The sequence below is a fragment of the Bradyrhizobium sp. SZCCHNRI1009 genome (assembly GCF_032487575.1).
GTDB lineage: Bacteria > Pseudomonadota > Alphaproteobacteria > Rhizobiales > Xanthobacteraceae > Bradyrhizobium.
Window position 1 is genome coordinate 80,384 of the sequence record NZ_JAUEUL010000014.1, and the last position, 22,913, is coordinate 103,296.

Sequence of the window (22,913 nt, forward strand, 5' to 3'; positions counted from 1 at the left end):
GCCGGTTTTTTTGTGCCCATCGCGCCGAGCGCGGTGGTCACGATGGAGGTCACATGTCGAAGTCCCCCGCGAAGGCGCCGGTGTCGTTCGCCCAGTATCGTCCCGAAACCCGGCTGGTGCATTCCGGCACCTTGCGCTCCGAATTCGGCGAGACCGCCGAAGCGCTCTATCTGACGCAAGGTTTCGTCTACGCCACGGCCGAGGAGTGCGAGGCGCGCTTCAAGGGCGAGGATCCCGGCTTCATCTATTCGCGCTTCTCCAATCCGACCACGGCGATGTTCGAGCGCCGCATGATCGAGCTCGAGGGCGCCGAGGCCTGCCGCTCGGCCGCAACCGGCATGGCTGCGGTCACCACGGCGATCCTGGCCCCCCTGCGGGCCGGCGATCACGTCGTCGCGGCCAAGGCGCTGTTCGGCTCGTGCCGCTACGTGGTCGAGGATCTGCTGCCGCGCTACGGTATCGAGTCGACGCTGGTCGATGGGCTCGATCTCGACCAGTGGCAGAAGGCGGTCAGGCCGAATACCAAGAGCTTCTTCCTCGAGAGCCCGACCAATCCGACGCTCGACGTGATGGACATTCCCGCGATCGCCGAGATCGCGCACGCCCATGGCGCGCGGCTGATCGTCGACAACGTGTTCGCCACGCCGATCTGGCAGAGCCCGCTCGCGCTCGGCGCGGACGTCGTCGTCTACTCCGCGACCAAGCACATCGACGGCCAGGGCCGCTGCCTCGGCGGCGTGATCCTGTCGTCGGAAGCCTTCATCGCCGAGCACATCCACAACTTCATGCGCCAGACCGGCCCGTCGATCTCGCCGTTCAACGCCTGGGTCCTGCTCAAGGGCCTGGAGACGCTCGCGGTGCGCGTGCGCGCGCAGACTGAGACCGCCGGCAAGGTCGCCGATTTTCTCGCCGCGCATCCGAAGATCTCGCGGCTGATCTATCCCGGACGCGAGGACCATCCGCAGGCGGCGACGGTCAAGAAGCAGATGCGCGCCGGCTCGACCCTGGTCGGCTTCGAGGTGAAGGGCGGCAAGGCGGCGGCGTTCCGTACGCTCAACGGATTGAGGCTCGCACGCATCTCCAACAATCTCGGCGACGCCAAGACGCTGGTCACGCATCCCGCGACGACCACGCATCAGCGGCTGACGCCGGACGCGCGCGCCGAGCTCGGCATTAGCGAGGGCTTCATCCGCTTCTCCGCCGGGCTCGAGCATGCCGATGATCTGATCGAGGATCTCGATGCCGCCCTCAGGGCGGCGTAGCGAATGGCGAAGTGAGCGTCGCGAGTAGACCGATCTCATCCCTGCGCGCTACTCGTCATTCCTCATCCGCACATCACCATCCCGGGTTCGCTCGCGCGGCGAGCGCCCCGGGATGACGCCTGCGGCGTCACATCGGCCGATAGGTCGGCACCTCGGCCGGCGCGTTGATGCCGAGCTTGACCTGGCCAACCGAGCGGATGATGTCGTCGCCGAGCAGTTGCGCGAAGCAGGCATAACCCCAATCGCTCATGTGCAAGCCGTCCGAGATCACGAACTCGTTCATCGGGATCGCCTGCCGCTCGTGCCAGTCGCGCATCACCTCGAAGCGCGGGAAGATGCCGGCGTGATGCAGCTCGGCGATGCGGCCGAGCAGCTTGTTCATGCGACCCGCGCTCTCCTGCCGCTCGTTCACGCGCGGCGAATATTGCAGATCGACCAGCACGACATCGGAGGCTGCGGCCTGGATCTTGGCGACGCCGTCCTCGACCAGCCTGGCGGTCTCGGCCGGATCGAGATCGCGCAGCACGGCATTGGTGCCGACCTGCCAGATCACGAGATCCGGGTGACGGTCGATCACCGACGTCTCGATCCGCTTCATCATCTCCGGCGCATCCTCGCCGCCGACGCCGGCATTGATGACGCTGATGTCGACCATCGGATATTGCCGGCGCAGCTGCGCGGCGAGCCGATTCGGATAGGTGTAGTCCGGCGCGCTCGCGCCATAGCCCTGCGTCGACGACGAGCCGAAGGCGACGATCACGATCGGCAGGCCGGAGGCGAGCTTGTTGGCGACGTGCGGCAGCGAAATGAAATTCTTCTTCGCGACGCCCTTCGGCGCCAGGCACGGCACGCGGTTGAAGATGTCGGTGGCCGATTTGGCGACCTGCTTGACCTTGTCGATCGCCCGCTCGGTGATGCTGCGCGATTGCGGCGGCGTGGCCGCGACGCCCTGCCCGGCTGCAGCCGGCGGCTGTGCATCGGTCATGGCCGGCGCGGTCGTCGCCGCAGGCGGCGCGGTCGTGGCCGCCGGGCGCACCGCGGCGATCGGCCCGCGCACCTGATCGTTCGCCTGCGCCAATGTGACGTGTCCGATGCTAGGTCGCAGCTCGCTGATCAGCGGAGTCTTCGGACCGGAGCTCTCCACATCGGACAGCGCGGCGGGTGCAGCTTGCGCTGCGCTCTGCGCCCGTACCGTCTGCGGGCTCAGCGCGAGGGCGATGGCAATGACCGCAACGGCCGAAAGCTTCTCCCATGTCCCGGATACGCGGTGACACTCATTCGACGTCATGAACGACATAATCCTAGTTCTGCTGCGCCGGCCCGATATGCGCCGCGTCGATGATGAACTTCGACAGCGCCCGGCCGATGCAGTCATGAACCTGCCTGGCCAGCTCGACCCCGTGCGTCGGATTGAACAGGTCGAAATCGCCCTGCTCGTTCCACTGCCGCATGATGGCAAACCGATCGAACAGCGGAATGTCGCGGTGCTGCGCCACCACACGCATGTTGTCGACATAGGGCGGCACGGAGATCAATGTTTCCGTCCGCGGACTGTATTGCAGATTCATCAAGACGACGTCAGCTCCTGCTTTCTGCAGCGTCGCCACACCGTCGTCGACCGCCTGCCGGAACTCATCAGGATCGATCGACCGCATGGCGTCGACCGTGCCGGTCTGCCAGATGACCAAATTAGGCCTTTTTCCTTCCACCAGTTTAACGAGATTGCCCGCGACTTCCTCGGCCGTCTTCTTGGGCTGCAGCTCGATGCTGAGATTGACGGCGACCGCCGGCAGCTTGTCCTTCAGCGCAGCCTGCAGACGGGCGGGGTACGCATTGGCGTCGGAGGTGTTGACGATCGAGGACGAGCGGCTTCCGACGACGAGAATATCGAGTGTGCGGCCGTTCTTGACGGCGTCTGCAACCTTCGGGAGCGGGCTCTCGGTGGTCAGCAGGTAGGCCGGCACCTCACAGTTCTGCGGCGCGTCTTCCGCGCGCGCGGAGGCCGCCAGCGAAACAGCCAGCGCCGCGATACCAAACCTTAACCACGAGACGGACTTCATCAGCCCCCTCCCGCCAGATCGGCGTTGCTGCGCGCACCTTTTCGCGCGGCGCCCTTATCGGCCTCACGCTTGTACCACGAAATCAACGACGCCACCCCCCACATGATGAGGATGCCGCAAAGGCTGATCACCGCGTGCATCATGGCGCCGCCGGACACTTCGGCAAGGACGAAGTGGCCCGCAAACGCCAGAAATACGCCAAGACAGAAGATCTCGAGCGAGTGTTGCCCACAAACAATCAGCGGGCGCAGCCACGGCGACTTCAACAGCGGCCAATCCTTGCGCAGATAGTGCACGGTGAGTGCTGCGAGTGCGAGGAAATGCGCGAAGCGCAACACGTCAAGGTCGGTCTTGTCGATCGGATACATCCACTGCTCGATTCGGCGCGGCATCAGATGGCCGAGCTGCGGGATGTACCAGGTCAAGGTCACGCAGAACGCCGCGACCAGATAGGCGACGCAGAGCCCGAGCGTGATCGGCGAGTTGATGATGCGCGACATGCGATGAGCACCGCCGAGCGCGCACCACGCACCGAACACGAACAGGAGCTGCCAGGCGAACGGGTTGAACGCCCAGAAGCCGTTCGGATAGGCCGTCAGATAGAGATCGAGCTCCCAGGTGAGTGCGTAGAGAACGACCGAGAGCCCGAGCGTGACATCCGGACGCCAGCGCATCAGCCACAGGATCAGCGGCAGGAACAGCATCAGCACGATGTAGAGCGGCAGCACGTCCATGTTGACGGGGCGGAAGCGCAGGATCAGCGCCTGCACGATGGTCACGTCCGGCTGCTTGAGAAAATCCATGATCCCCATCTCTTCGGTGTAGAGCGGGTTCTCGAAGCTGGTCGCGACGTAGGAGATCTCGGCGAGGAAGATCGTGAACAGGAAGACATGGGCGACGTAGATCTGCCAGACGCGGCGCAGGATGCGCGCGGTGGCGACGATGAAGCCGGCATCCTGCATCGCCCGGCCATAGACGAATGCCGCCGTGTAGCCGGAGATGAAGATGAAGATCTCGGTGGCGTCGGAGAAGCCGTAGTTGCGGATCGTGAACCAGGTCAGCAGGTTCGGCGGCAGGTGGTCGATGAAGATCAGCCATAGCGCCAGCCCGCGAAACAGGTCGAGCCGCAGCTCGCGCTCGCCGACCGCCGGGAAGGTGATCGCCGGAGCAGCGGTGGTGGCGGGTGCAGCAGTGGCGGCCGGCGCGGCCGCGACGGCTGATGCTGATGCGACCACAGGTGCAGCCGCGCTCGCCGCGGCGGCGGTCTCCGCAGCCGGCGCGGGTGCGGCGCTGGCTGCGGGGGCGGACGGTCCGGCAAGGCGATCGGCAATCGACGTCATCAGGCACCGCGTCAAGGCTGCCAGCCTTCGAGGCCCGGCAGGGGAAATGTAGGGCTGCGCAGTTTTTGCGCAAGCGATGAAGGACTTATCAGCTGGGCCGTGCCCAGTTTTTCGACCTTGGCGGCCAGCTGGTGGGCGATCGCACGACGCAGGACAGGTCGATCGCCGCCAGGGTCTGCCGGCCGCGCCCGATCCGAGTCCAAGGAACGGACCGCGCGTACGGCCGACAGAGTGCGCGATTCTGGTGCCATAATGCGGAACTGTGTTGAAAGCACGATGGCGTCGCGATTGGTTCCGGCGCGGGTTTCCGCTACAATGCCACCATGTATCGCGCCGTGACTCGCCACATCGAAGTGACCGTCGAACCGAACTTCCTGCCTGAGAAGTCTTCGGTGGCCGATGGCCGCTGGTTCTGGTCCTATACCGTCGTCATCACCAACAGCGGGGAGGAGACGGTGCGGCTGCGCAGCCGCCACTGGATCATCACCGACGGGATCGGCCGGCAGCAGGAGGTGCGCGGCGAGGGCGTGGTCGGCGAGCAGCCGGTGCTCGCGCCAGGAGAGCGCTTCGAATACACCTCCGGCGTGCCGCTCACCACCGCGTCCGGCTTCATGGCCGGCTCCTACCAGATGGAGAGCGAGAGCGGCGAGCACTTCGACATCGCCGTGCCGGCGTTTTCGCTCGACAGCCCGGACGGCGGCAAGCGGGTGTTGAACTAGCCGAGCGTGCACTTGGTTCGGCTGATGACCGATCGTGCACCCGCATTTTTGTACTTGGCTTTCAACGTTCATCGCGTATCGGCCCGGCACACCCGCTGACTTCTGCTCAGCTGTCGTCCCGGGCAAGCGTCCGACAACGCGCCAGCGTTGGCGGATGCGCCGACCCGGGACCCATAACCACAGTGTGCAGTTTGGCGACGGCTGGAGCGACGATGCCGTTTCACCACAAGACCCTGTGGTTATGGTTCCCCGCGCGACGTGCGCAATTGCGCACTAGGCGGGGACGAAACCATTTCTGTCGCAGCGAGATTGCGTCACACCGCCCCTCTCTGACTGACGTCACAGCACTTCGCGTTCTCGCGACGCATCCCGCGCCCGAGCTTTGTCGATTCGTTCGCCCTCTCAAAGCAGAGGGCGCAGGGAAGGCCGGGCCTCGGCTGAGGCCCGTGGCCCGCCTGCGAAAAGAATGCAGGCGGCAGGTACCACAGGTTCAGCCGGAACGACCCGGCCCTCCCTGCGCGATCGGTTTTAACGGCTGCTTCGCGTTCTCCCTGGTGCGCCGTGCTTTCTGGCCACCATCCCCACGCGAAGCGAAAGCTCCGGCGTGAGTTGATATCAGCGTCGGGATATCAGGACCGCGCGACTTGACCGTGCGTGCATCGCCGTTCGTCCGCGCGGACTGATCCACGCTGCGGCAATACACGCCCATCGCATCCCACTGCCAACGGTTCGTGACGGTCGCGAAACGCCCCTCATGCGGCAGCAGAGACGCGCGGAAATGTGCCAGTGATTTGCCCGACGACACAAGTTGTTTGTTGCTGCGACAAAGGAGCGCGACGGGCAGTGCGGTCGGCACGATCCAGGATGAACTAATAGCGACGAAGCACCGGACCATAGGGCGGGCAAAAGGCACTTGGAGGCCCGACGATAGAGGCACAAGTGCACGGCGCCGTGCCCACCGCCCGCGACCACCGCTCGCGATCGTGGGAACGCGATCACGCTCGGAGGCGCCGTCGGGGCCACCGTGCCGCCAGCGCGACGCCCTTCGATCATCCCCGCATGCGCGCGATGCCTTCGGCCCAGGTCACGACCGGGGTGTAGCCGAGGTCGCTTCGCGCCTTGCTGATGTCGAGCGTGAAATCCTGGCCGATCATGCGCAGTGTCTGGCGCGTGATCGGCGGCTTGGAGCGCAGATGAAACATGCGCCAGACGGTCTCCATGACGGCCGCCATGCGCCAGGCGATGCCGAACGGTGCGGATCGTTGGATGGGGGGAACGTCCCGGGTGCCGAGCAGATCGGTGATCACCTGCTTGAGCGTGCCGGCCTGCCCGTCGGTGACATGGTAGGCCTGCCCGCCCCGGCCTTTTTCGGCCGCCAATAGCAGGCATGCGACGACATTGTCGACGTGGCTCGTGGACATGAGCTGTCCACCGCCGTCGGGCAGCGCGAAATGACCTGCCCTCGCGGTTTCGACCATGGCATCGAGCATCGGCATCCCCTCGCCCCAGATCAGCGGCGGCCGGACCACGATCGTGCGAAACGCAGCCGTGTTGGCCTGCCGCACCATCTGGTCGGCGTCCGCCTTGGTCGCGATGTAGGGCGCCCAGGACGGCCTTTGCAGCGTCGCATCCTCGCTGACGTCCCTCATCGGCTTCGGACGTCCCATCACCACCGCGGCGGCTCCGGCGGCGACAAATGTCGATGCGCCAGCCGCCTTGGCGGCGGCCAGCATCTTGCGCGTGCCGTCAACATTGGCCTCGCGAAACAGCGCATGAGGGTCCCACTCGCTCAAGTGCCCGGCCACGTGAAAGACCGTGTCGCACCCTTGCATACCCTCGGTCAGCGCCATCTCATCCTGAAGGTCGCCCCGACGGGTCACGACACCCGGGCCCTCGACGGCCGCCGCCGCCTCGTCGCTGCGAACCAGCGCGACCACTCGCACAATCATCTCCCGCAACCGCGCGATGAGGCGCTTGCCGACGAAGCCGGAGCCGCCTGTGACAAAGACGTTTTTCATGCTACCTCTATAGCGTTGCTATAGCACTCATATAGCACCGCTATAGGCCAATGCAAGATCCGTCAGGGACTGTCGATGTCGACCGAAGATCAGATTCTATCCGCCGCCGCTGAAATCCTGGAACGGCAGGGCCCCGAAGCCGTGACGACGCGGGCGGTGTGCCAAGCGGCGGGCGTCACCGCGCCAACGCTCTATCACCACTTCGGTGACAAGAGCGGATTGCTGCGTGCCCTGGTCTTGCGGGGGGTCGAGACGTTCATGACACAGAAGCGGACCAACCGTCACACCGCTGACGCCCTCGCCGATCTGAAGCGCGGCTGGAACGGCTGGATCGCTTTCGCACTCGAACGACCAAAATTGTTCCGCATGATGATCGATCAAACCCGGTCGGACCCAGGCGCGTCCAGAGAGGCTTTCGGACTCATGCGGGCGGTGGTCGAGCGGCTTGAAGCCCAAGGGCGTTTGACGACCGACGTGGACACCGCGTCACGAACGATCTGGGCGGCTTCGAACGGCGTTCTGACCCTGTTCTTGCAGGACGTGCCGGCCGCCGAGATCAAGCGGTCGAGTGACATATTGCTGGAGGCGCTTGTCGCGAGGTTTGTGCGAACTGATCAGTAATGCGACTCCATCCCATCGCGTCACGATCCGGCGCCCTGTTGCGCATCACGCCTTGCGGCATCGCTCGCTGGCGCATCGCCGGCCGTCCAATCACTCCTGCCGGGCCGTCGCGTCGTGAATCGACGGCCTAGTTCTCCGTCACGCCCGCCTCGTGCGGGGTGAACTGATAGACCGAGGAGCAGAACTCGCAGGTGACGACGACCTTGTCGTCCTTGACCATGTCGGCGCGGTCCTGGGACGAGAAGCTCTTCAGCATGTTGGCGACCGCGTCGCGCGAGCAGGAGCAGCGCGCCTGCAGCGGCACGGTGTCGAACACGCGCACGCCGCGCTCGTGGAACAGGCGATACAGCAGCCGCTCGCCGGACAGCGCCGGGTCGATCAGCTCGATATCCTCGACTGTCGCGACCAGCGATTGACCCTCGATCCAGGCCTCGTCTTCCTCGACCGCGTGCAGCTCGGTACCCTCCGGCGCATCGCCGGGATGCAGATCGGCCTGGCGCAGGCGCTCGGGCGCCTGCGGCAGGAATTGCGTCAGCAGGCCGCCGGCGCGCCAGCGGTGCTTGCCGCCGCTCCACTCCTCGCCGACGGCGAGGCGCACCCGCGTGGGGATCTGCTCGGAGCGGAGGAAGTATTCGTGCGCGGCCTCCTCCAGGCTGCCGCCGGAGAGCGCGACGAGGCCCTGGTAGCGGCTCATGTCGGCGCCCTGGTCGATGGTCATCGCCAGATGGCCCTTGCCGAGCAGGCCGCCGGAGTCCTTCGCTTCCGAGAGCCGCGCTTCGTCATAGCGTGCGTAAGCGCGCAACCGGTCGGGCGCCTGGAAGTCGACAACCAGAAACGAGACCGGACCATCGGTCTGGGTCTGCAGGATGAAGCGACCGTCGAACTTCAGCGAGGAGCCGAGCAGGGTCGTCAGCACGATGGCTTCGCCGAGCAGCTTGCCCACGGGCGCGGGATAAGCGTGCTTGGTGAGGATGTCGTCGAGCGCCGGGCCCATGCGGGTCAGCCGCCCGCGCAGATCGAGCGCCGCGACTTCGAACGGCAGCACGGCGTCGTCGACCGGCACCGCCGAGGGCGCGCGGCTGGTGTCGAGGTTGATGTTGGTAGCGGGGGGATTGGCTGTCATGGGGCGTATTTGGGGTTTTTTGGCACGAATGGAAGGGCACCCCCCGGCTGTCGTCCCGGCTTGAGCCGGGACCCATACCGCGGATGCTATCGAGGGACGTCGGTAGTAGTCACTCGTCTTGCAGCCCACACCAGGCCTTGAAGAACGAACCACGATCCCGACAACTAAGCAGAGCAACGGCCACCGCTGCAAACCAGTTCGATCACGCGGTATGGGTCCCGGCTCAAGGCCGGGACGACAATTGTGGTGTAGCGCCGTCGAACCCTACGCCCGCTCGCCGAAGCACCACGCCAGGATGCCCTTCTGGGCGTGCAGGCGGTTTTCGGCTTCGTCGAAGACGACGGACTGCGGGCCGTCGATCACCTCGTCGGTAACCTCCTCGCCGCGGTGGGCGGGCAGGCAGTGCATGAACAGCGCCTCGGGCTTGGCCAAGGACATCAACTTCGAATTGACCTGATACGGCTTGAGCAGGTTGTGGCGATGCTCGCCGTCCTTGTCGCCCATCGACACCCAGGTGTCGGTGACGACGCAGTCGGCATTCGCCACGGCCACTTCCGGGTCGTGGCCGAGATGGATGTCGGCGCGGGTGGCGCGGATGAAATCCTTCATCGGCTTGCCCGGCGACAGCTGCGGGGGGGTGGCGACGTTGAGCCGGAACTTGAAGCGCTCGGCGGCATGCGCCCAGGACGCCAGCACGTTGTTGTCGTCGCCAGTCCAGGCCACGGTGCGGCCCTCGATCGAACCGCGATGCTCCTCGAAGGTCATCACGTCGGCCATCACCTGGCAGGGATGCGAGCGCCGGGTCAGGCCGTTGATCACCGGCACGGTGGCGTGCGCGGCGAGCTCGAGCAGCGCCTCGTGGCTGAGGATGCGGATCATGATGGCGTCGACATAGCGCGACAGCACGCGCGCGGTGTCGGCGATGGTCTCGCCGCGGCCGAGCTGCATCTCGGTGCCGGTCAGCATGATCGCCTCGCCGCCGAGCTGGCGCATGCCGACATCGAACGACACGCGGGTGCGGGTCGACGGCTTGTCGAAGATCATCGCCAGCACCTTGCCCTCGAGCGGCTTCTTCGCCGGCTCGCGCGCCTTCAAGGTCTTCTTCATCGCGCTGGACAGCGCCAGCACGTTGCGCAGCTCCTCGACCGGCATCTCGGTGAGATCGAGGAAATGACGCGGCGTATTGCCCATGGTCTTGCTCATGATGCGGCCGCCTGCCTGGCAGGCTTGCCCGACAGCGCCGCACAGGCGCGATCGAGCATCTCGACCGATTGTTCGATTTCGGATTCGTTGACGATCAGCGGCGGCAGAAAGCGCACGACGTTGTCGCCGGCGCCCACCGTGAGCAGCTTCTGATCGCGCAGCGCCGCGACCAGATCGCCCGACGGCACCACCGCCTTGACGCCGATCAGAAGGCCCTCGCCGCGGATCTCGGAGATGATGTCGGGATGACGATCGAGGACGGCACCAAGCTTCTGCTTCAACAGCAGCGACATCCTGCGGACGTGATCGAAGAAGCCGGGCGCCAGCATCACGTCGAGCACGGCGTTGGCCGCGGCGACCGCCAGCGGATTGCCGCCGAAGGTCGAGCCGTGCGAGCCCGGCGTCATGCCCGACGCGGCCTCGGCCGTGGCGAGCACGGCGCCGATGGGAAAGCCGCCGCCGAGCGCCTTGGCCAGCGACATCACGTCCGGCGTGACGCCGAGCCAGCGATGCGCAAACAGATCGCCGGTGCGGCCCATGCCGGTCTGGACCTCGTCGATGACGAGCAACAGACCGTTGTCGTCGCAGAGCTGGCGCAGCGCCTTGTAGAACGGCAGCGGCGCGGTGCGCACGCCGCCCTCGCCCTGCACCGGCTCGACCAGGATGCCGGCGGTGTGCGGACCGATTGCCTTCTTCACCGCTTCGATGTCGCCGAACGGAACCTGATCGAAGCCGTCCATCGGCGGACCGAAGCCGTCGAGATATTTCGCGGAACCTGTCGCGGCGAGCGTCGCCAGCGTGCGGCCGTGGAACGCGCCTTCGAAGGTGATGATACGGTAGCGTTCGGGATGGCCCTTGGCGGCGTGATATTTGCGCGTGATCTTGATCGCGCCTTCCATCGCCTCGGCGCCGGAATTGGCGAAGAACACGTAGTCGGCAAAGCTCTGCTCGCACAGCCGCGCGGCGAGGCGCTCGCCATCCGGGCTCTTGAACAGGTTCGACATGTGCCAGAGCTTGGCCGCCTGTTCCTGCAGCGCCTTGACCAGATGCGGGTGCGCATGGCCGAGCGAATTGACGGCGACGCCCGAGGTGAAATCGAGATAGCGATCGCCATTGGTCGCGATCAGCCACGCGCCTTCGCCGCGCTCGAACGAAAGATCGACCCGGGCGAATACGGGGAGGAGATGCGTAGCGGCAACACTGGTCATGGCGGATCACATGAGCTGACGGGCCGGCCGAGACACGCGCCACGCGGCGCCATCGCGCATCAGGGACCCCACCCTGGAAAACAAAATGTGCCGCCTTTTCAAGGCGGCACGTACATCTATTGTATGCGGGCAGCGGTGGGAGTCAACTACGCGTCAGCCGATGCATGGCGGGGCCGGCCCGTGAGATTGCGGACGCACGACACGGCTCGAGACGTGCCACAGGGAACCACGGAATGTGTGGACTGCGGCCACCGACTCTTGCGCGAGAGTCACGCCATATTGTAGCGTTTTCGACGTCGAGTACGACATCTCGTGCGGCAGTTCTGATCCCTCTCGAAGTTCTCTGAGTTTGCGTAACGTCCGGGTGCCTCGTGCGCGCCCGGCGAGGGATAAGGGATTCTGCCGCCAGGGATTTTCTTGAGACAGCATCGCAGCGCCGTCCCGGAATTGGCCGGCGCAACGCGAAGGGAAAGGTTCGATGACCGTATTGACCTGGTCCGACGATCGCGTCGAGCAACTGAAAAAACTCTGGGAAGCCGGACTATCGGCCAGCCAGATCGCCGCGGAACTCGGAAACGTGACGCGCAACGCCGTGATCGGCAAGGTGCACCGGCTGGGCCTGTCCGGCCGCGCCAAGAGCCCGGCCACCGCGGCACCGCGCCAGCGCAAGGCGGCCCGCCCGGCCCAGCCGATGATGCGGGTGGCACGCCCGGTTGCGCGCGGCAACACGGCGCTCGCACAGGTTTTCGAGGTCGAGGCGGAGCCCGATCCGGTTGCATTCGACAACGTCGTGCCGATGAACCAGCGGCTGTCGCTGCTGGAGCTCAACGAGGCGACCTGCCACTGGCCGGTCGGCGATCCCTCGAGCGCGGATTTCTTCTTCTGCGGCGGCAAGGCGCTGTCCGGCCTGCCCTATTGCGCACAGCATTCGCGTGTCGCCTATCAGCCCGCGGCCGACCGCCGCCGCCAGCCGGCGAAGTCGACCACGCGCTGAGCGGTTGGCCGCGACAGGCGATGAGGATGCTCCGCATCGCCCCGGGGACTCCGGCGGCCTCAACTCACAACGACCATGGACGTGAGCCCGGCCCGCGCCGGGCCGCAGATGCGACGGGCGATCAGGCGCCCCGCGCGGGCTTCGACTGCGGAAAGCACGCCGTGAAGGCGGCGCCATTGCGCGGCACGCTCTCGATCAGCAGCCGGCCGCGATGGCGGTTGAGGATGTGCTTCACCAGGGAGAGGCCGAGCCCGGTGCCGCCCTGCGCGCGGCTGTCGCCGACATCGACGCGATAGAAGCGCTCGGTCAGGCGCGGCAGATGCTCGGGCGCGATGCCCGGGCCGAAATCGCGCACCTTGACCCGGATCTCCGGCGCGTTCTCGGCGGAGACGGCCTGCTCCAGCGAGACGATCACGCGCCCGCCCGAGGCGCCGTATTTCAGCGCATTCTCGATCAGGTTCTCGAACACGCGCAGCAGCTCCTCGCGGTCGCCGGCGATCGTCACCGGCGCCTCCGGCAGGCTGGTCTCGATCACCACCTGGCGCTCCCTGGCCAGCGACTCCAGCCCGTCGGTGACCTGGCGGATGATGGGGACGACGTCGACCATGGCGTGGGGCTGGACATGCGCCGACAGCTCCACCCGCGACAGCGACAGGAGATCGTCGATCAGCCGCGCCATGCGCGTCGCCTGGATGTGCATGATGCCGAGGAAGCGCTCGCGCGCCTTCGGATCGTCCTTCGCCGGCCCCTGCAGCGTGTCGATGAAGCCCGAGAGCGCCGCCAGCGGCGTGCGCAGCTCGTGGCTCGCATTGGCGACGAAGTCGGCGCGCATTTCCTCGACCCGGCGCAGCGGGGTTAGATCGTGGAACGTCATCAGCATGCATTTGTCGGTGCCGCCGAACGCCGTCGGCACCGGCACCGGCGTGATGATCAGCTCCATCCAGCGATCGACCGGAACGTGATCGTGATAGGTGGCGCGACGGATCTCGGTGGTGGCGATCGCCTCGCGCAGCGCGGTGATGATCTCCGGCGTGCGCAGCGCGAACTGGGCGAGCTCGCCCTTGCGCAGGGCCGGCGCGAGCTGCGCGGCGGCGCCATTGAGGTGGATGACGCGGCCGGCGCGGTCGAGCAGCACGGCGGGATCGGGGATGCCCTCGACCACCGCGCTCACGGCCGGCGCCTCGACCGGGTTGGCGTGGCGCTCCTCCTCGCGCTTGGCGACCGCGCCATGCAGCCGCCACGGCACCAGGGCGGCGGCGGAAATACACAGGAATACCGCCAGGGCCCGCAGCGGCAGCAGCTCGTCCAGCAGCACGAGCCCGGCCAGCGCGAGCGCCGCAGCGAGCAGGATGATCGCGGAATGGCGCAGCCGGTCCGGCCAGGGGGTGAAGATCGAGAGCGAGGTGTCGGAGGGAGCGTCGAGGGCCATCTGGTCCGATTGTTCCCTTGAACTGGCGTCAGGCACCGGAATCGCTGCGTTTCCTCACAAAAGCGGCTTCGGGCGGGGGGCCCGGATCGAGGCTGAGCGCGGCCTGCCGCAGCCGCTTCGACCGCGTGCTGATGATAACCTCGCGAAACGTCAGCAAGATTACAGAAATGAGGAACGGCGCCAAATAATACAGCATCCGGAACAGCAGCATTCCGGCCAGCAGCTCCTCGCGGTCCATCTGCCACAGCCCGACCAGCATCGCGGCGTCGAACACGCCGAGCCCGCCCGGGGAATGGCTGGCGAAGCCGAGCAGGGTTGCCGAGACGAAGATCACGGCCACCACGACGAAGCCGAGATTGGGCTCGTCCGGCACCAGTACGTACATCGCCAGCGCGCAGAAACCGAGGTCGATGATGCCGATCGCGATCTGCAACAGGGTCAGCGGGCCGCTCGGCAGCACCACGGTCCACGGCCCGCGGCCGACCACGCGCGGCTTGGTCCATACCCAGGCGACATACCCCAACAGGCCGACCAGGATCGCGATCGCCACCATGCGGTTGACCCAGGGCGGCAGCTGGTCGATCGAGGCCGCGGCCTCCGGATGATAGCTGATGCCGAGCCCGAGCACGGCGGCATTGCCGAGCCAGAACGTCAGGCCGGCAAGGAAGCAGATCTTGGCGACGTCGATGGCGTTCAGCCCATGGGCCGAATAGACGCGGTAGCGCACGGCGCCGCCGGTGAAGACGCTGGCGCCGACATTGTGGCCGATCGAATAGCTGGTGAAGGCAGCCAGCGCGTTGACGCGGTAGGGCACGTGGTCGTGGCCAATGGCGCGCACCGCGAACAGATCGTAGAAGGTCAGCGTGAAATAGCCGGCGGCGACGAACAGCGCGGCGAGCGCGATCTGATGCGGCTCCGTGCTCTTGATCGCCTCGAGCACCTCGTAGGTGTCGATGCCGCGCAGCATGTGGTAGAGGACGTAGCAGGCGACCGCGATCACCGCGATGCTGATCAGCACGCCGAGCTTGTGCAGGACTTGCTTCTCGCGCAGGAACGTGGCCGCTCTGCGTATGGCTTCAAGCATCTACACCTCTCACCGTGATCCGATCACGACGGCCGGGGATGCCGCGCCCCGGAGGCCGCAGCATCATGTGCGCATACAACGCCCTCGTAGCGCGTTTCGACGCATTGGGGAACACGGAGCGTGCGAACAAAAGCGTACACATGGATATACTTAGCAGGCTTTACGGAAATGCGATGCACCGTTTTGCCGCACATGAGGCAAGACATCAGGCAAAGACGTCAGGCAAGGCATCATGCAGGACGGCGGGTCAGCGCACGCTCCCGCCAGCCTGCAAACCCCAGGTTAAACTTTGGTGAGGAACGCGGATCTCCGGGCTTTCCGGGGCGCCCCATGGCTCGGCGGGTCGGCATGGCTCAACGATAAGCGCGAGCTGCGCGTTTGACAGGTTCGCGCCTCGTCAAACCTTCGTGTCTCGCAGTTGCGATGACCTGGGCACGCGGACGGTGGGCGCGCCCGCCGCAGTCTCGGCAGGTGGCGTCGGGTGCAGTCCGGTGTGGGCGGTTTCAGGCCGCCGATTTCGTCCGCATGCTGCGGATCACCACCAGCGCCCGCAGCCAGGTGCCGATGGCGCAGCCGACGAGGTAGGGCACGAACATGATCAGCAACAGCTCGAGCCAGTAGCCGGCCCGGCCGGGGATCAGGGAGACCACGGCCGCCGCGACCAGGCCGGCGGCCAGCGCCGCCAGCAGCCAGGTCAGCCAGCCCGACACGCGCGGGGCGCGATGCACCACGGCGACCCAGCCCATCGCCAGCCCGATGGCGAATGCGCCCGCCAGCCAGCCCCAGTGAAAGGCAACGAGATAGGCCATGACGTTACCTCACCACGAATTCGATGCGCCGGTTCTGCGCCCGGCCGTCGGCGGTGTCGTTGGCGGCGATCGGCTGGGTGCTGCCATAGCCGATCGCGCTGAAACGATCGGCCGGCAGCCCGGCCTTGACCAGATAATCGACGACCGCCTGGGCGCGCTTCTGCGACAGCACCTGATTGGCCGCAGAGTCGCCTTCAGCATCGGTGTGCCCGATGATCTCGACATTGGCGGAGGGGCAGCGGAACGCGATCTCGACGAGGCGGTCGAGCAGACCGGTGGAATCGCGGTCGAGGTCGCTGCGGCCGGTCTCGAAGCGGATCTTGGCCTTGCCGAGCAGGTCGGAGAACAGCTGCTGGCACACCGTGGGATCGACCGGGGCGGCTGCCGGCTTAACCGTGATCTCGGCCTTCACCTGCCAGCCCTGCGGCACGTCCTTGGCGAGCCCGGTCCGGATCTGGGCCGCGGCGGCGTCGTAGAGCGCATCACCCGAAATCTTGATGTCGCGGTCGGACACCACCAGCGTGCCGGTCGACAGCCGCGACAAGGCGCCCAGCGCCGGCACCACCGCATTCACGAAATTGGCCGGCGCGCCGAGGCTGTTCTTGAGATTGTCCACGACCTTCTCGCTGAAGAATTTGCGCGATGAGGAGCCGATGACGACGGCGTGGATGTTCTCGTCTGGAACGTTGCCGGCGAGCGTCACGGTCACCGCGACCGGGTCCTTGTAGGCCTGGAAGACATAGGGCGGCGCCTTGACCTCGTTGCTGGCGACCTTGAAGCCGTCAGGCAGCTTTCCGAGCGCGGCCGCGATCGCCTCGCGGCCGCCGAGTTCGCGCGCCATGCCGGACAATGTGACGTCGCCGTCGGAGATCGTGAACTTGCCGTCCTTCAGCTTGGCGATCTGGCCGATCAGCAGCAGCGCCGCATCCTCGAAGCGCGCCGGCGCGCCGCGCGCCAGGCCCATCTGGTCAGCGACCTCCACGCCCGGTAGCGCCGCCCGGGTCGCGTCCATCAGCTTGCCCTTCAAGGCGGGCAACGGCGCGCTGCCCCCCAGCGTCACCCGGACGACGTCACGCTCGGCCGACCAGACGAACGGCTTGGCCTCGGGGACCAGCCGAGTCTCGTCGTTGACGAGCCGCACGCCGGCCACGGCGTCGACCGCGGCGACGGCATCGCGGCGTCCGGCCTCGGAAAATGCATTGGCCCGCAGCGAGACGTCGCGGCCGTCCACCGTGATGCTCGTCTTGTCGAGGACCGCCCCCTTCAGGGCTGCCGAACTGCGACCGGCGAGATCATTCTCCAGGGGAACGGTGCTGGTCCAGGCCGCGAAGCCCCAAAGCACGATCAGCGGGATGACACCAGGCCACCATTTCCCGCTCCACCTGAAAAGTCCGCGCATTCGTCATCCGTCGCATCGAGGAAGCAGAGAGAAAACAAACCCTTGCATGCCTGTCAAACCGGAAATGAGGAGCGCCGCACGGTACGTTGCGACCGCAGGCTAAGGTTTTCTTCAATCATTCGTCGGTAACCTTGTCCCGACACTCACCGGGCCGCATATTTCAGATGAGGCGATTTCGCAAAACCTTTATCCGTGCCGGCCTGGAAGCGCTGTATCTGAGCGGCGCGCATGTCTGGCTGCGCCCGATCTTCTCGGGCGTGGGTGCGATCTATACGCTGCATCATGTGCGGCCGCACCGCGACGCCGATTTCCAGCCCAATTGTCATCTCGAGGTCACGCCGGATTTCCTGCGCGAGATGTTGTCGCACCTGCGCGACCACGACATCGAGATCATCACCCTCGACGAGTTGCACAGCCGGCTGGTGGCGAAGGACTTCTCGCGCCGCTTCGCCTGTTTCACCTTCGACGATGGCTATCGTGACAATCGCGACTTTGCGCTGCCTGTCATGCGCGAGTTCGATGCGCCGTTCACCATCTATGTGGCGAGCGATTTCGCCTCCGGAAACGGCCGACTCTGGTGGGTGACGCTGGAGCGGCTGGTCGCGAAGGCTGACGCGATCGACATCGAGATCGGCGGGCTGTCGCTGCAGCTCGATGCATCGACGCCGGCAGCCAAATGCGTGACGTTCCAGCGCCTGCACGACTGGCTGCGCGCACTGCCGGGCGAACACGACGTCCGGCGCGAGATCAGCGCGCTGTGCGCGCGCTACGACGTCGACGAGGCGTCGATCTGCCGTGAGCTCTGCCTGTCCTGGGACGAGCTTCGGGCGCTGTCGGTGGAGCCATTGATCTCGATCGGCGCGCATTCGATCAGTCACTGCAATCTCGCCAAGCAGACCGAGGAGACGGCGCGCATCGAGATCGCCGACAGCCGTGCCCGGATCGAGAACGAGTTGCAGCGGCCTGTGCTGCACATGGCCTACCCCTACGGCGACCGCGCCGCCGCCTCGCAGCGCGAATTCGTGCTGGCGGCCGCGAGCGGCTACAAGACCGCCGTCACCACCCGGCCCGGCATGATCTTCGCCGAAAGCGCCGATCATCTCACGGCTCTGTCGCGCGTCTCGCTGAACGGCCATTACCAGGACGCCCGCGTGCTGCCGGTGCTGACCTCGGGCGCCGCGACCGCGATGTGGAACGGCTTCCGCCGCATCGACGCGGCATAGGCCGCGTCTTCACACCCCCGATGAATTGCGGCAAATGCTTGCGACTGCGTCTCACTTGACAGTGCTAGCGCGTCCCGCACACAAGCGCGCACGACATAAGCAAAAGGGAGGCACCATGCTCAAGAACCTGTTCTCGCTCGAAGGCCGCATCGCGCTCGTCACCGGCGGCTCGCGCGGCATCGGCAAGATGATCGCGTCCGGGCTGCTCGCGCAGGGCGCAGCGCGGGTCTACATCACGGCGCGAAAGGCCGGTCCGTGCGAGGAGACTGCCAAGGCACTGACGGCGGAATATGGCGGCGAGTGCATCGCGCTGCCGATCGACATCTCGACGATGGCGGGTATCGACATGCTCGCGGCCGAGATCAAGACGCGCGAGCCCAGGCTCGACATCCTCGTCAACAATGCCGGCGCCGCCTGGGGCGCCGACTTCGATGAGTTTCCCGAGAGCGGCTGGGACAAGGTGATGAACCTCAACCTCAAGACGCCATTCTTCCTGACCAAGGCGCTGGCGGCGCCGTTGCGCGCGGCGGCCAGCGCCGAGCGGCCGGCGAAGGTCATCAACATCGCCTCGATCGACGGCATCTTCGTCAACCCGCTCGAGACCTATTCCTATGCGGCGAGCAAATCCGGCCTGATCCATCTGACGCGGCGCATGGCCGCCAAGCTGATCAAGGACCACATCGTGGTCACCGCGATCGCGCCGGGCCCGTTCAAGTCCGACATGAACAAGGCCGCGCGCGACAACGCCGACGAGGTCGCCGCGCGCGTGCCCGCGGGCCGCATCGGCACCGACGAGGACATGGCGGGGACGGCGATCTTCCTGGCGTCGCGGGCGGGCGACTATGTGGTGGGAAACACGATCGCCGTCGATGGCGGCATCGTCTACGCGAATCCCGGCATTCCAGGCGCGGGCTGGGATAGTTGAGGCCGAATTAGTAACCCAAGGAAAGGTCGGCTCCCTCCCCCCTTGTGGGGGAGGGGTGGAGAGGGGGGTAAGCCACGAACGACCGTCTCCGCGGCTTCCCTAGCCCTCCCCCACAAGGGGGGAGGGAACAGACCGGGTCCAGGTCTCAGGTCTCGATCTTCACGTACTCGAAATCACCCGGCTTGTTGTCGATGCCGACTTTCGGGGGCGCGATCCACGACGCGTATTCGCCGATCTCGGTGACGGGCTTCATCAGCGAGGCGATGTAGGCGCCGTCGTCGGCCGAGGGCAGCCAGTCGCCCTTGCGCTTCGCCCACGTGCCCTCGTCGATCAGGATGCCCTCGGGCGTCGCATGGACGTCCTTGAACTCGCCGATGGCGCGGTGGAAGGCGGTATGCGGCAGCTTGAGCTGGAAGTCGTAGCCGGCGGTGGTGATGATCTTGTTCCAGCGCAACAGGCCCTTGATGCAGTCCTGCGAGTAGTCGTCGCGCAGGCGCATGTTGAGCGCGGTCAGCGCCGGCTCGTCGACCCGCTTGATCTCGCCGTCGACCAGCTTGAGCACCGGATAGGTCGAGTTCTTGAGCTGGTGATCGTCCTGGATCTGGGTCTCGTGATAGCGGCCCTTGATGCCGGCGTTGAAGGCGTTCGCCGCGTTGGTCGAGACCTCCGAGCCAAACAGGTCGAGCGACAGCGTGTAGTGCAGGTTCAGCTTCTTCTGGATGGTCGGCAGGTCGATGACGCCGAGCGCGCGGACATTGGCGATATCGGTGGGATCGTCGATGCCGGCGGCCCGCATCGCCTCGACGGTGCGCTGGATGACGCGGCCGACGCCGGTCTCGCCGACGAACATGTGATGCGCCTCTTCAGTCAACATAAAGCGGCAGGTGCGCGACAGCGGATCGAAGCCGGACTGCGCGAGGCTGTGCAGCTGCATCTTGCCGTCGCGGTCGGTGAAGTAGGTGAACATGAAGAACGACAGCCAGTCCGGCGTCTTCTCGTTGAAAGCGCCGAGCATGCGCGGAGAGTCCGCATCGCCAGAGCGGCGGCGCAGCAGCTCGTCGGCCTCCTCGCGGCCATCGCGGCCAAAATATTTCTGCAGCAGGTAGACCATCGCCCAGAGGTGACGGCCCTCCTCGACGTTGACCTGGAACAGGTTGCGCATGTCGTAGAGCGACGGCGCGGTCTTGCCGAGATGGCGCTGCTGCTCGACCGAGGCCGGCTCGGTGTCGCCCTGGATCACGATCAGGCGGCGCATCAGCGCGCGATATTCGCCGGGGACCTCCTGCCACGCCGGCTCGCCATAATGCTCGCCGAACGGAATCTTCCGATCCTCTTCCTGCGGCGCCAGCAGGATGCCCCAGCGGTAGTCCGGCATCTTGACGTAGTCGAACTTCGCCCAGCCGCGCGGATCGACCGAATAAGCGGTGCGCAGATACACGAGCGACTGCTGGAAGCCTTCCGGGCCCATGTCGTTCCACCAGTCGACATAGCCGGGATGCCAGCCTTCCAGCGCCTTCAGGACCTGACGGTCCTCGGCGAGATTCACGTTGTTCGGAATCTTGGTCGAGTAGTCGACGTTCATGATGTTCATGTTCATGGCGTGCCTCCCTGAAATCTTCCCGGTGGTCATGCCGGGCCTTGTGCCGGGCATCCACGTCGTTCGTGTCGATGAGCTCATGGATGGCCGGGCCAAGCCCGGCCATGACGGATGATAACTACACGCGCGTCATGTCGTATTGCGGCCGCTCGCCGGTGCCGTAGCGCCGGAGCGCGCCCTCCTCGCCGACCGCGTTGGGGCGCTGGAAGATCCAGTTCTGCCAGGCGGTCAGGCGAGCGAAGATCTTCGATTCCATCGTCTCGGGACCGGCGAAGCGCAGATTAGCCTCGAGGCCGGTGAGACTGTCGGGGGAGAAGCTGGCGCGCTCCTCGAGGAAGACCCGGATCTCGTCCTCCCAGTCGATATCGTCGAGCGCGAAGGTGACGAGGCCGAGCTCCTCGGCCTCATCTGCCTCCAGCGGCTTGCCGACCTGCTCGTGCACGCGCTCGAGCCCGTTGGGATCATCAAGGAAGCGCGACTGCAGCCGGGTCAGACCGTGGCTCATCGGATAGGGACCGAAATTCATCGCCGACAATTCGATGGAAGGCGCCGGGCGGTTGTCGCCCTGGATGGTGCCGATCAGCATGTAGGAGCGGTCGGAGGCGAACACGAGCTCGGCCAAGGTGCCGGCGAAGCACGAGCCGGGCTCGACCAGCGTCACCAGCGTGCGCGACGTGACGTCGATGCGCTTGAGCACGCGCTTCCAATAGTGCCTGATCTCGTTGACCAGCCAATGCGCCTTGTTGGCTTCGAGGAAGGCGTCGTAGGCCAGGACCTGGGAGTTCTCGCCCTGCGACTTGAACACCAGCATTGCGATGCCGAGTTCGTTGATGCGCAGATGCAGGATGGCGTCATCGAGCTCGCGCGCGACCTGCAGCGGCCAGAACGAGGCGCCCTGCCCGATCATGCCGTCGATGTCGGCCGGCGGCGCGGCCTCGGGAGCAGAGACCGTGATGGTGGCGATGCGGGCGGCGCGGTCGATGTCGACATTGACGAAGCCGTAGCGCACGCTGCTGGCGTCAATGATGCGCTTCAGCGGCGTGAGCGCGACACCCTTGCCGCTGCCGTTGCGCTTGGAGGCGGCTGCGAACTCCCTGGCGCGCTCGGCGACCTTGGCGTCGACCTTGGAGTTCGGCGCGATCTCGTCGACGAGACGCCATTGCACGGCGCGCTTGCCCTTGACGCCCTCCTCCGTCGTGCAGAACGCGTCCGCACGGTCGCGGCGCACCTTGCGCTTGTCGACGACGCGCGTCAGGCCGCCGGTGCCGGGCAGCACCGCGAGCAGCGGCACCTCCGGCAGCGACACTGAAGACGAGCCGTCATCGGCGAGGATGATGTGATCGGTGGCGAGCGCGAGCTCATAGCCGCCGCCGGCCGCGGTGCCGTTCACCACGGTGATGAAGCGCTGGCCGGAATTCTCGGATGAATCCTCGAAGCCATTGCGGGTCTCGTTGGTGAACTTGCAAAAGTTCACCTTGTGGGCGTGGGTCGCGCCCGCGAGCATGCGGATGTTGGCGCCGGCGCAGAACACGCGCGGCTTGGCCGAGCGCAGCACCACGACCTTCACTTGCGGGTGCTCGAAGCGCAGCCGCTGCACGGCATCTGCAAGCTCGATGTCGACGCCGAGATCATAGGAATTGAGCTTGAGCTGGTAGCCCTCGAACAGGCCGCCATTCTCGTCGACATCCATGGCGAGCGTCGCCACCTCGCCGTCGATCGAGAGCTTCCAATGTTTGTAGCGGGAGGGATCGGTCTGAAAATCGATGAACGTCTTGCCTCCCGCGAGCACGCGGTCTTCCCCGGCCATGAGTCACCCTTCGTTGGAGTGCTTATCGTTGAGATGCACAATAATTCATGTTATGACTGGCGTCTACCGTTAAATGCCAGAACATGCACTTT

General features: G+C 65.9%; 19 protein-coding genes. 6 read left to right on the forward strand and 13 right to left on the reverse strand.

The genetic code is table 11. The annotated features are described in order from the left end of the window. Window positions 1–53 precede the first annotated feature (53 nt). Complete coding sequence (locus QX010_RS22770) at window positions 54–1,262, forward strand: O-succinylhomoserine sulfhydrylase (RefSeq protein WP_316181993.1); 1,209 nt, start codon at window positions 54–56, stop codon at window positions 1,260–1,262. Window positions 1,263–1,389: 127 nt separating this feature from the next. Here the strand turns inward: QX010_RS22770 and QX010_RS22775 are convergent, their stop codons facing one another. Genes QX010_RS22775 through QX010_RS22785 form a run of 3 tightly spaced genes read right to left on the reverse strand, consistent with a single transcriptional unit; the run spans window position 1,390 to window position 4,662 of the window. Then, entirely contained in the window at window positions 1,390–2,550 is a 1,161-nt protein-coding gene (locus QX010_RS22775; protein ID WP_316181995.1) for a GDSL-type esterase/lipase family protein, read from the reverse strand. 13 nt (window positions 2,551–2,563) lie between these two features. Beyond that, a complete protein-coding gene (locus QX010_RS22780) occupies window positions 2,564–3,322 on the reverse strand; it encodes an SGNH/GDSL hydrolase family protein (RefSeq protein ID WP_315801590.1) in 759 nt (252 codons plus the stop codon). Beyond that, window positions 3,322–4,662 carry an OpgC domain-containing protein gene (locus QX010_RS22785; RefSeq protein ID WP_315801591.1) on the reverse strand — a complete coding sequence of 447 codons (1,341 nt, stop codon included), beginning with the start codon at window positions 4,660–4,662 and terminating at the stop codon, window positions 3,322–3,324. Before QX010_RS22785 ends, QX010_RS22780 begins: the two co-directional genes overlap by 1 nt. 323 nt (window positions 4,663–4,985) lie before the next feature. Between QX010_RS22785 and apaG the strand changes: the two genes are divergently transcribed. Continuing rightward, a complete protein-coding gene (gene apaG, locus QX010_RS22790) occupies window positions 4,986–5,381 on the forward strand; it encodes a Co2+/Mg2+ efflux protein ApaG (RefSeq protein ID WP_315801592.1) in 396 nt (131 codons plus the stop codon). 1,049 nt (window positions 5,382–6,430) lie between these two features. Here the strand turns inward: apaG and QX010_RS22795 are convergent. Further along, on the reverse strand, window positions 6,431–7,399 hold the full coding sequence (locus tag QX010_RS22795) for an NAD-dependent epimerase/dehydratase family protein (protein ID WP_316181996.1): 969 nt from the start codon (window positions 7,397–7,399) through the stop codon (window positions 6,431–6,433). A 75-nt stretch (window positions 7,400–7,474) separates the two neighbouring features. Between QX010_RS22795 and QX010_RS22800 the strand changes: the two genes are divergently transcribed. After that, window positions 7,475–8,020, forward strand: coding sequence for a helix-turn-helix domain-containing protein (locus QX010_RS22800; RefSeq protein ID WP_316181998.1), 546 nt, complete (start codon window positions 7,475–7,477; stop codon window positions 8,018–8,020). Between the two features lie 127 nt (window positions 8,021–8,147). Here QX010_RS22800 and QX010_RS22805 read toward each other — a convergent pair whose 3' ends face one another. From QX010_RS22805 to QX010_RS22815, 3 genes are all read right to left on the reverse strand, one after another. After that, complete coding sequence (locus QX010_RS22805) at window positions 8,148–9,143, reverse strand: Hsp33 family molecular chaperone (RefSeq protein ID WP_316181999.1); 996 nt, start codon at window positions 9,141–9,143, stop codon at window positions 8,148–8,150. Window positions 9,144–9,407: 264 nt separating this feature from the next. Beyond that, window positions 9,408–10,334, reverse strand: coding sequence for an ornithine carbamoyltransferase (gene argF, locus QX010_RS22810; RefSeq protein ID WP_315801770.1), 927 nt, complete (start codon window positions 10,332–10,334; stop codon window positions 9,408–9,410). 8 nt (window positions 10,335–10,342) lie between these two features. Continuing rightward, on the reverse strand, window positions 10,343–11,554 hold the full coding sequence (locus QX010_RS22815; protein ID WP_316182001.1) for an aspartate aminotransferase family protein: 1,212 nt from the start codon (window positions 11,552–11,554) through the stop codon (window positions 10,343–10,345). Between the two features lie 478 nt (window positions 11,555–12,032). On the opposite strand from QX010_RS22815, the gene QX010_RS22820 reads away from it, so the two are divergent. Further along, complete coding sequence (locus QX010_RS22820) at window positions 12,033–12,548, forward strand: GcrA family cell cycle regulator (protein ID WP_315717142.1); 516 nt, start codon at window positions 12,033–12,035, stop codon at window positions 12,546–12,548. Window positions 12,549–12,669: 121 nt separating this feature from the next. Here the strand turns inward: QX010_RS22820 and QX010_RS22825 are convergent, their stop codons facing one another. From QX010_RS22825 to QX010_RS22840, 4 genes are all read right to left on the reverse strand, one after another. Continuing rightward, complete coding sequence (locus tag QX010_RS22825) at window positions 12,670–13,977, reverse strand: ATP-binding protein (protein ID WP_316182003.1); 1,308 nt, start codon at window positions 13,975–13,977, stop codon at window positions 12,670–12,672. Window positions 13,978–14,005: 28 nt separating this feature from the next. Then, complete coding sequence (locus QX010_RS22830) at window positions 14,006–15,061, reverse strand: lysylphosphatidylglycerol synthase domain-containing protein (protein WP_315751236.1); 1,056 nt, start codon at window positions 15,059–15,061, stop codon at window positions 14,006–14,008. A gap of 503 nt (window positions 15,062–15,564) precedes the next feature. Next, the gene (locus QX010_RS22835; RefSeq protein WP_315801599.1) at window positions 15,565–15,870 is read right to left on the reverse strand and encodes a hypothetical protein; all 306 of its coding nucleotides are present in this window, start codon (window positions 15,868–15,870) and stop codon (window positions 15,565–15,567) included. 4 nt (window positions 15,871–15,874) lie between these two features. After that, window positions 15,875–17,269: an OmpA family protein gene (locus QX010_RS22840; RefSeq protein ID WP_316182005.1), complete on the reverse strand. Its 1,395-nt coding sequence runs from the start codon at window positions 17,267–17,269 to the stop codon at window positions 15,875–15,877. Window positions 17,270–17,433: 164 nt separating this feature from the next. Here QX010_RS22840 and QX010_RS22845 point away from each other — a divergent pair, with 164 nt between their 5' ends. Beyond that, the gene (locus QX010_RS22845) at window positions 17,434–18,492 is read left to right on the forward strand and encodes a polysaccharide deacetylase family protein (RefSeq protein ID WP_316182007.1); all 1,059 of its coding nucleotides are present in this window, start codon (window positions 17,434–17,436) and stop codon (window positions 18,490–18,492) included. Between the two features lie 115 nt (window positions 18,493–18,607). Then, complete coding sequence (locus QX010_RS22850) at window positions 18,608–19,417, forward strand: SDR family oxidoreductase (protein ID WP_316182009.1); 810 nt, start codon at window positions 18,608–18,610, stop codon at window positions 19,415–19,417. Between the two features lie 145 nt (window positions 19,418–19,562). Here QX010_RS22850 and boxB read toward each other — a convergent pair whose 3' ends face one another. Next, window positions 19,563–21,014, reverse strand: a complete 1,452-nt coding sequence (boxB, locus tag QX010_RS22855; RefSeq protein ID WP_316182011.1) for a benzoyl-CoA 2,3-epoxidase subunit BoxB — start codon at window positions 21,012–21,014, stop codon at window positions 19,563–19,565. 118 nt (window positions 21,015–21,132) lie between these two features. Next, window positions 21,133–22,821, reverse strand: a complete 1,689-nt coding sequence (gene boxC / locus QX010_RS22860) for a 2,3-epoxybenzoyl-CoA dihydrolase (RefSeq protein ID WP_315801604.1) — start codon at window positions 22,819–22,821, stop codon at window positions 21,133–21,135. Window positions 22,822–22,913 lie beyond the last annotated feature (92 nt).

Excerpts from the sequence above, each read along its gene's own strand:
- QX010_RS22770 (WP_316181993.1), top strand. The coding sequence starts at position 54 with ATGTCGAAGTCCCCCGCGAAGGCGCCGGTGTCGTTCGCCCAGTATCGT.
- QX010_RS22775 (WP_316181995.1), bottom strand. The coding sequence starts at position 2,550 with ATGACGTCGAATGAGTGTCACCGCGTATCCGGGACATGGGAGAAGCTT.
- QX010_RS22780 (WP_315801590.1), bottom strand. The coding sequence starts at position 3,322 with ATGAAGTCCGTCTCGTGGTTAAGGTTTGGTATCGCGGCGCTGGCTGTT.
- QX010_RS22785 (WP_315801591.1), bottom strand. The coding sequence starts at position 4,662 with ATGACGTCGATTGCCGATCGCCTTGCCGGACCGTCCGCCCCCGCAGCC.
- apaG (WP_315801592.1), top strand. The coding sequence starts at position 4,986 with ATGTATCGCGCCGTGACTCGCCACATCGAAGTGACCGTCGAACCGAAC.
- QX010_RS22795 (WP_316181996.1), bottom strand. The coding sequence starts at position 7,399 with ATGAAAAACGTCTTTGTCACAGGCGGCTCCGGCTTCGTCGGCAAGCGC.
- QX010_RS22800 (WP_316181998.1), top strand. The coding sequence starts at position 7,475 with ATGTCGACCGAAGATCAGATTCTATCCGCCGCCGCTGAAATCCTGGAA.
- QX010_RS22805 (WP_316181999.1), bottom strand. The coding sequence starts at position 9,143 with ATGACAGCCAATCCCCCCGCTACCAACATCAACCTCGACACCAGCCGC.
- argF (WP_315801770.1), bottom strand. The coding sequence starts at position 10,334 with ATGGGCAATACGCCGCGTCATTTCCTCGATCTCACCGAGATGCCGGTC.
- QX010_RS22815 (WP_316182001.1), bottom strand. The coding sequence starts at position 11,554 with ATGACCAGTGTTGCCGCTACGCATCTCCTCCCCGTATTCGCCCGGGTC.
- QX010_RS22820 (WP_315717142.1), top strand. The coding sequence starts at position 12,033 with ATGACCGTATTGACCTGGTCCGACGATCGCGTCGAGCAACTGAAAAAA.
- QX010_RS22825 (WP_316182003.1), bottom strand. The coding sequence starts at position 13,977 with ATGGCCCTCGACGCTCCCTCCGACACCTCGCTCTCGATCTTCACCCCC.
- QX010_RS22830 (WP_315751236.1), bottom strand. The coding sequence starts at position 15,061 with ATGCTTGAAGCCATACGCAGAGCGGCCACGTTCCTGCGCGAGAAGCAA.
- QX010_RS22835 (WP_315801599.1), bottom strand. The coding sequence starts at position 15,870 with ATGGCCTATCTCGTTGCCTTTCACTGGGGCTGGCTGGCGGGCGCATTC.
- QX010_RS22840 (WP_316182005.1), bottom strand. The coding sequence starts at position 17,269 with ATGCGCGGACTTTTCAGGTGGAGCGGGAAATGGTGGCCTGGTGTCATC.
- QX010_RS22845 (WP_316182007.1), top strand. The coding sequence starts at position 17,434 with ATGAGGCGATTTCGCAAAACCTTTATCCGTGCCGGCCTGGAAGCGCTG.
- QX010_RS22850 (WP_316182009.1), top strand. The coding sequence starts at position 18,608 with ATGCTCAAGAACCTGTTCTCGCTCGAAGGCCGCATCGCGCTCGTCACC.
- boxB (WP_316182011.1), bottom strand. The coding sequence starts at position 21,014 with ATGAACATGAACATCATGAACGTCGACTACTCGACCAAGATTCCGAAC.
- boxC (WP_315801604.1), bottom strand. The coding sequence starts at position 22,821 with ATGGCCGGGGAAGACCGCGTGCTCGCGGGAGGCAAGACGTTCATCGAT.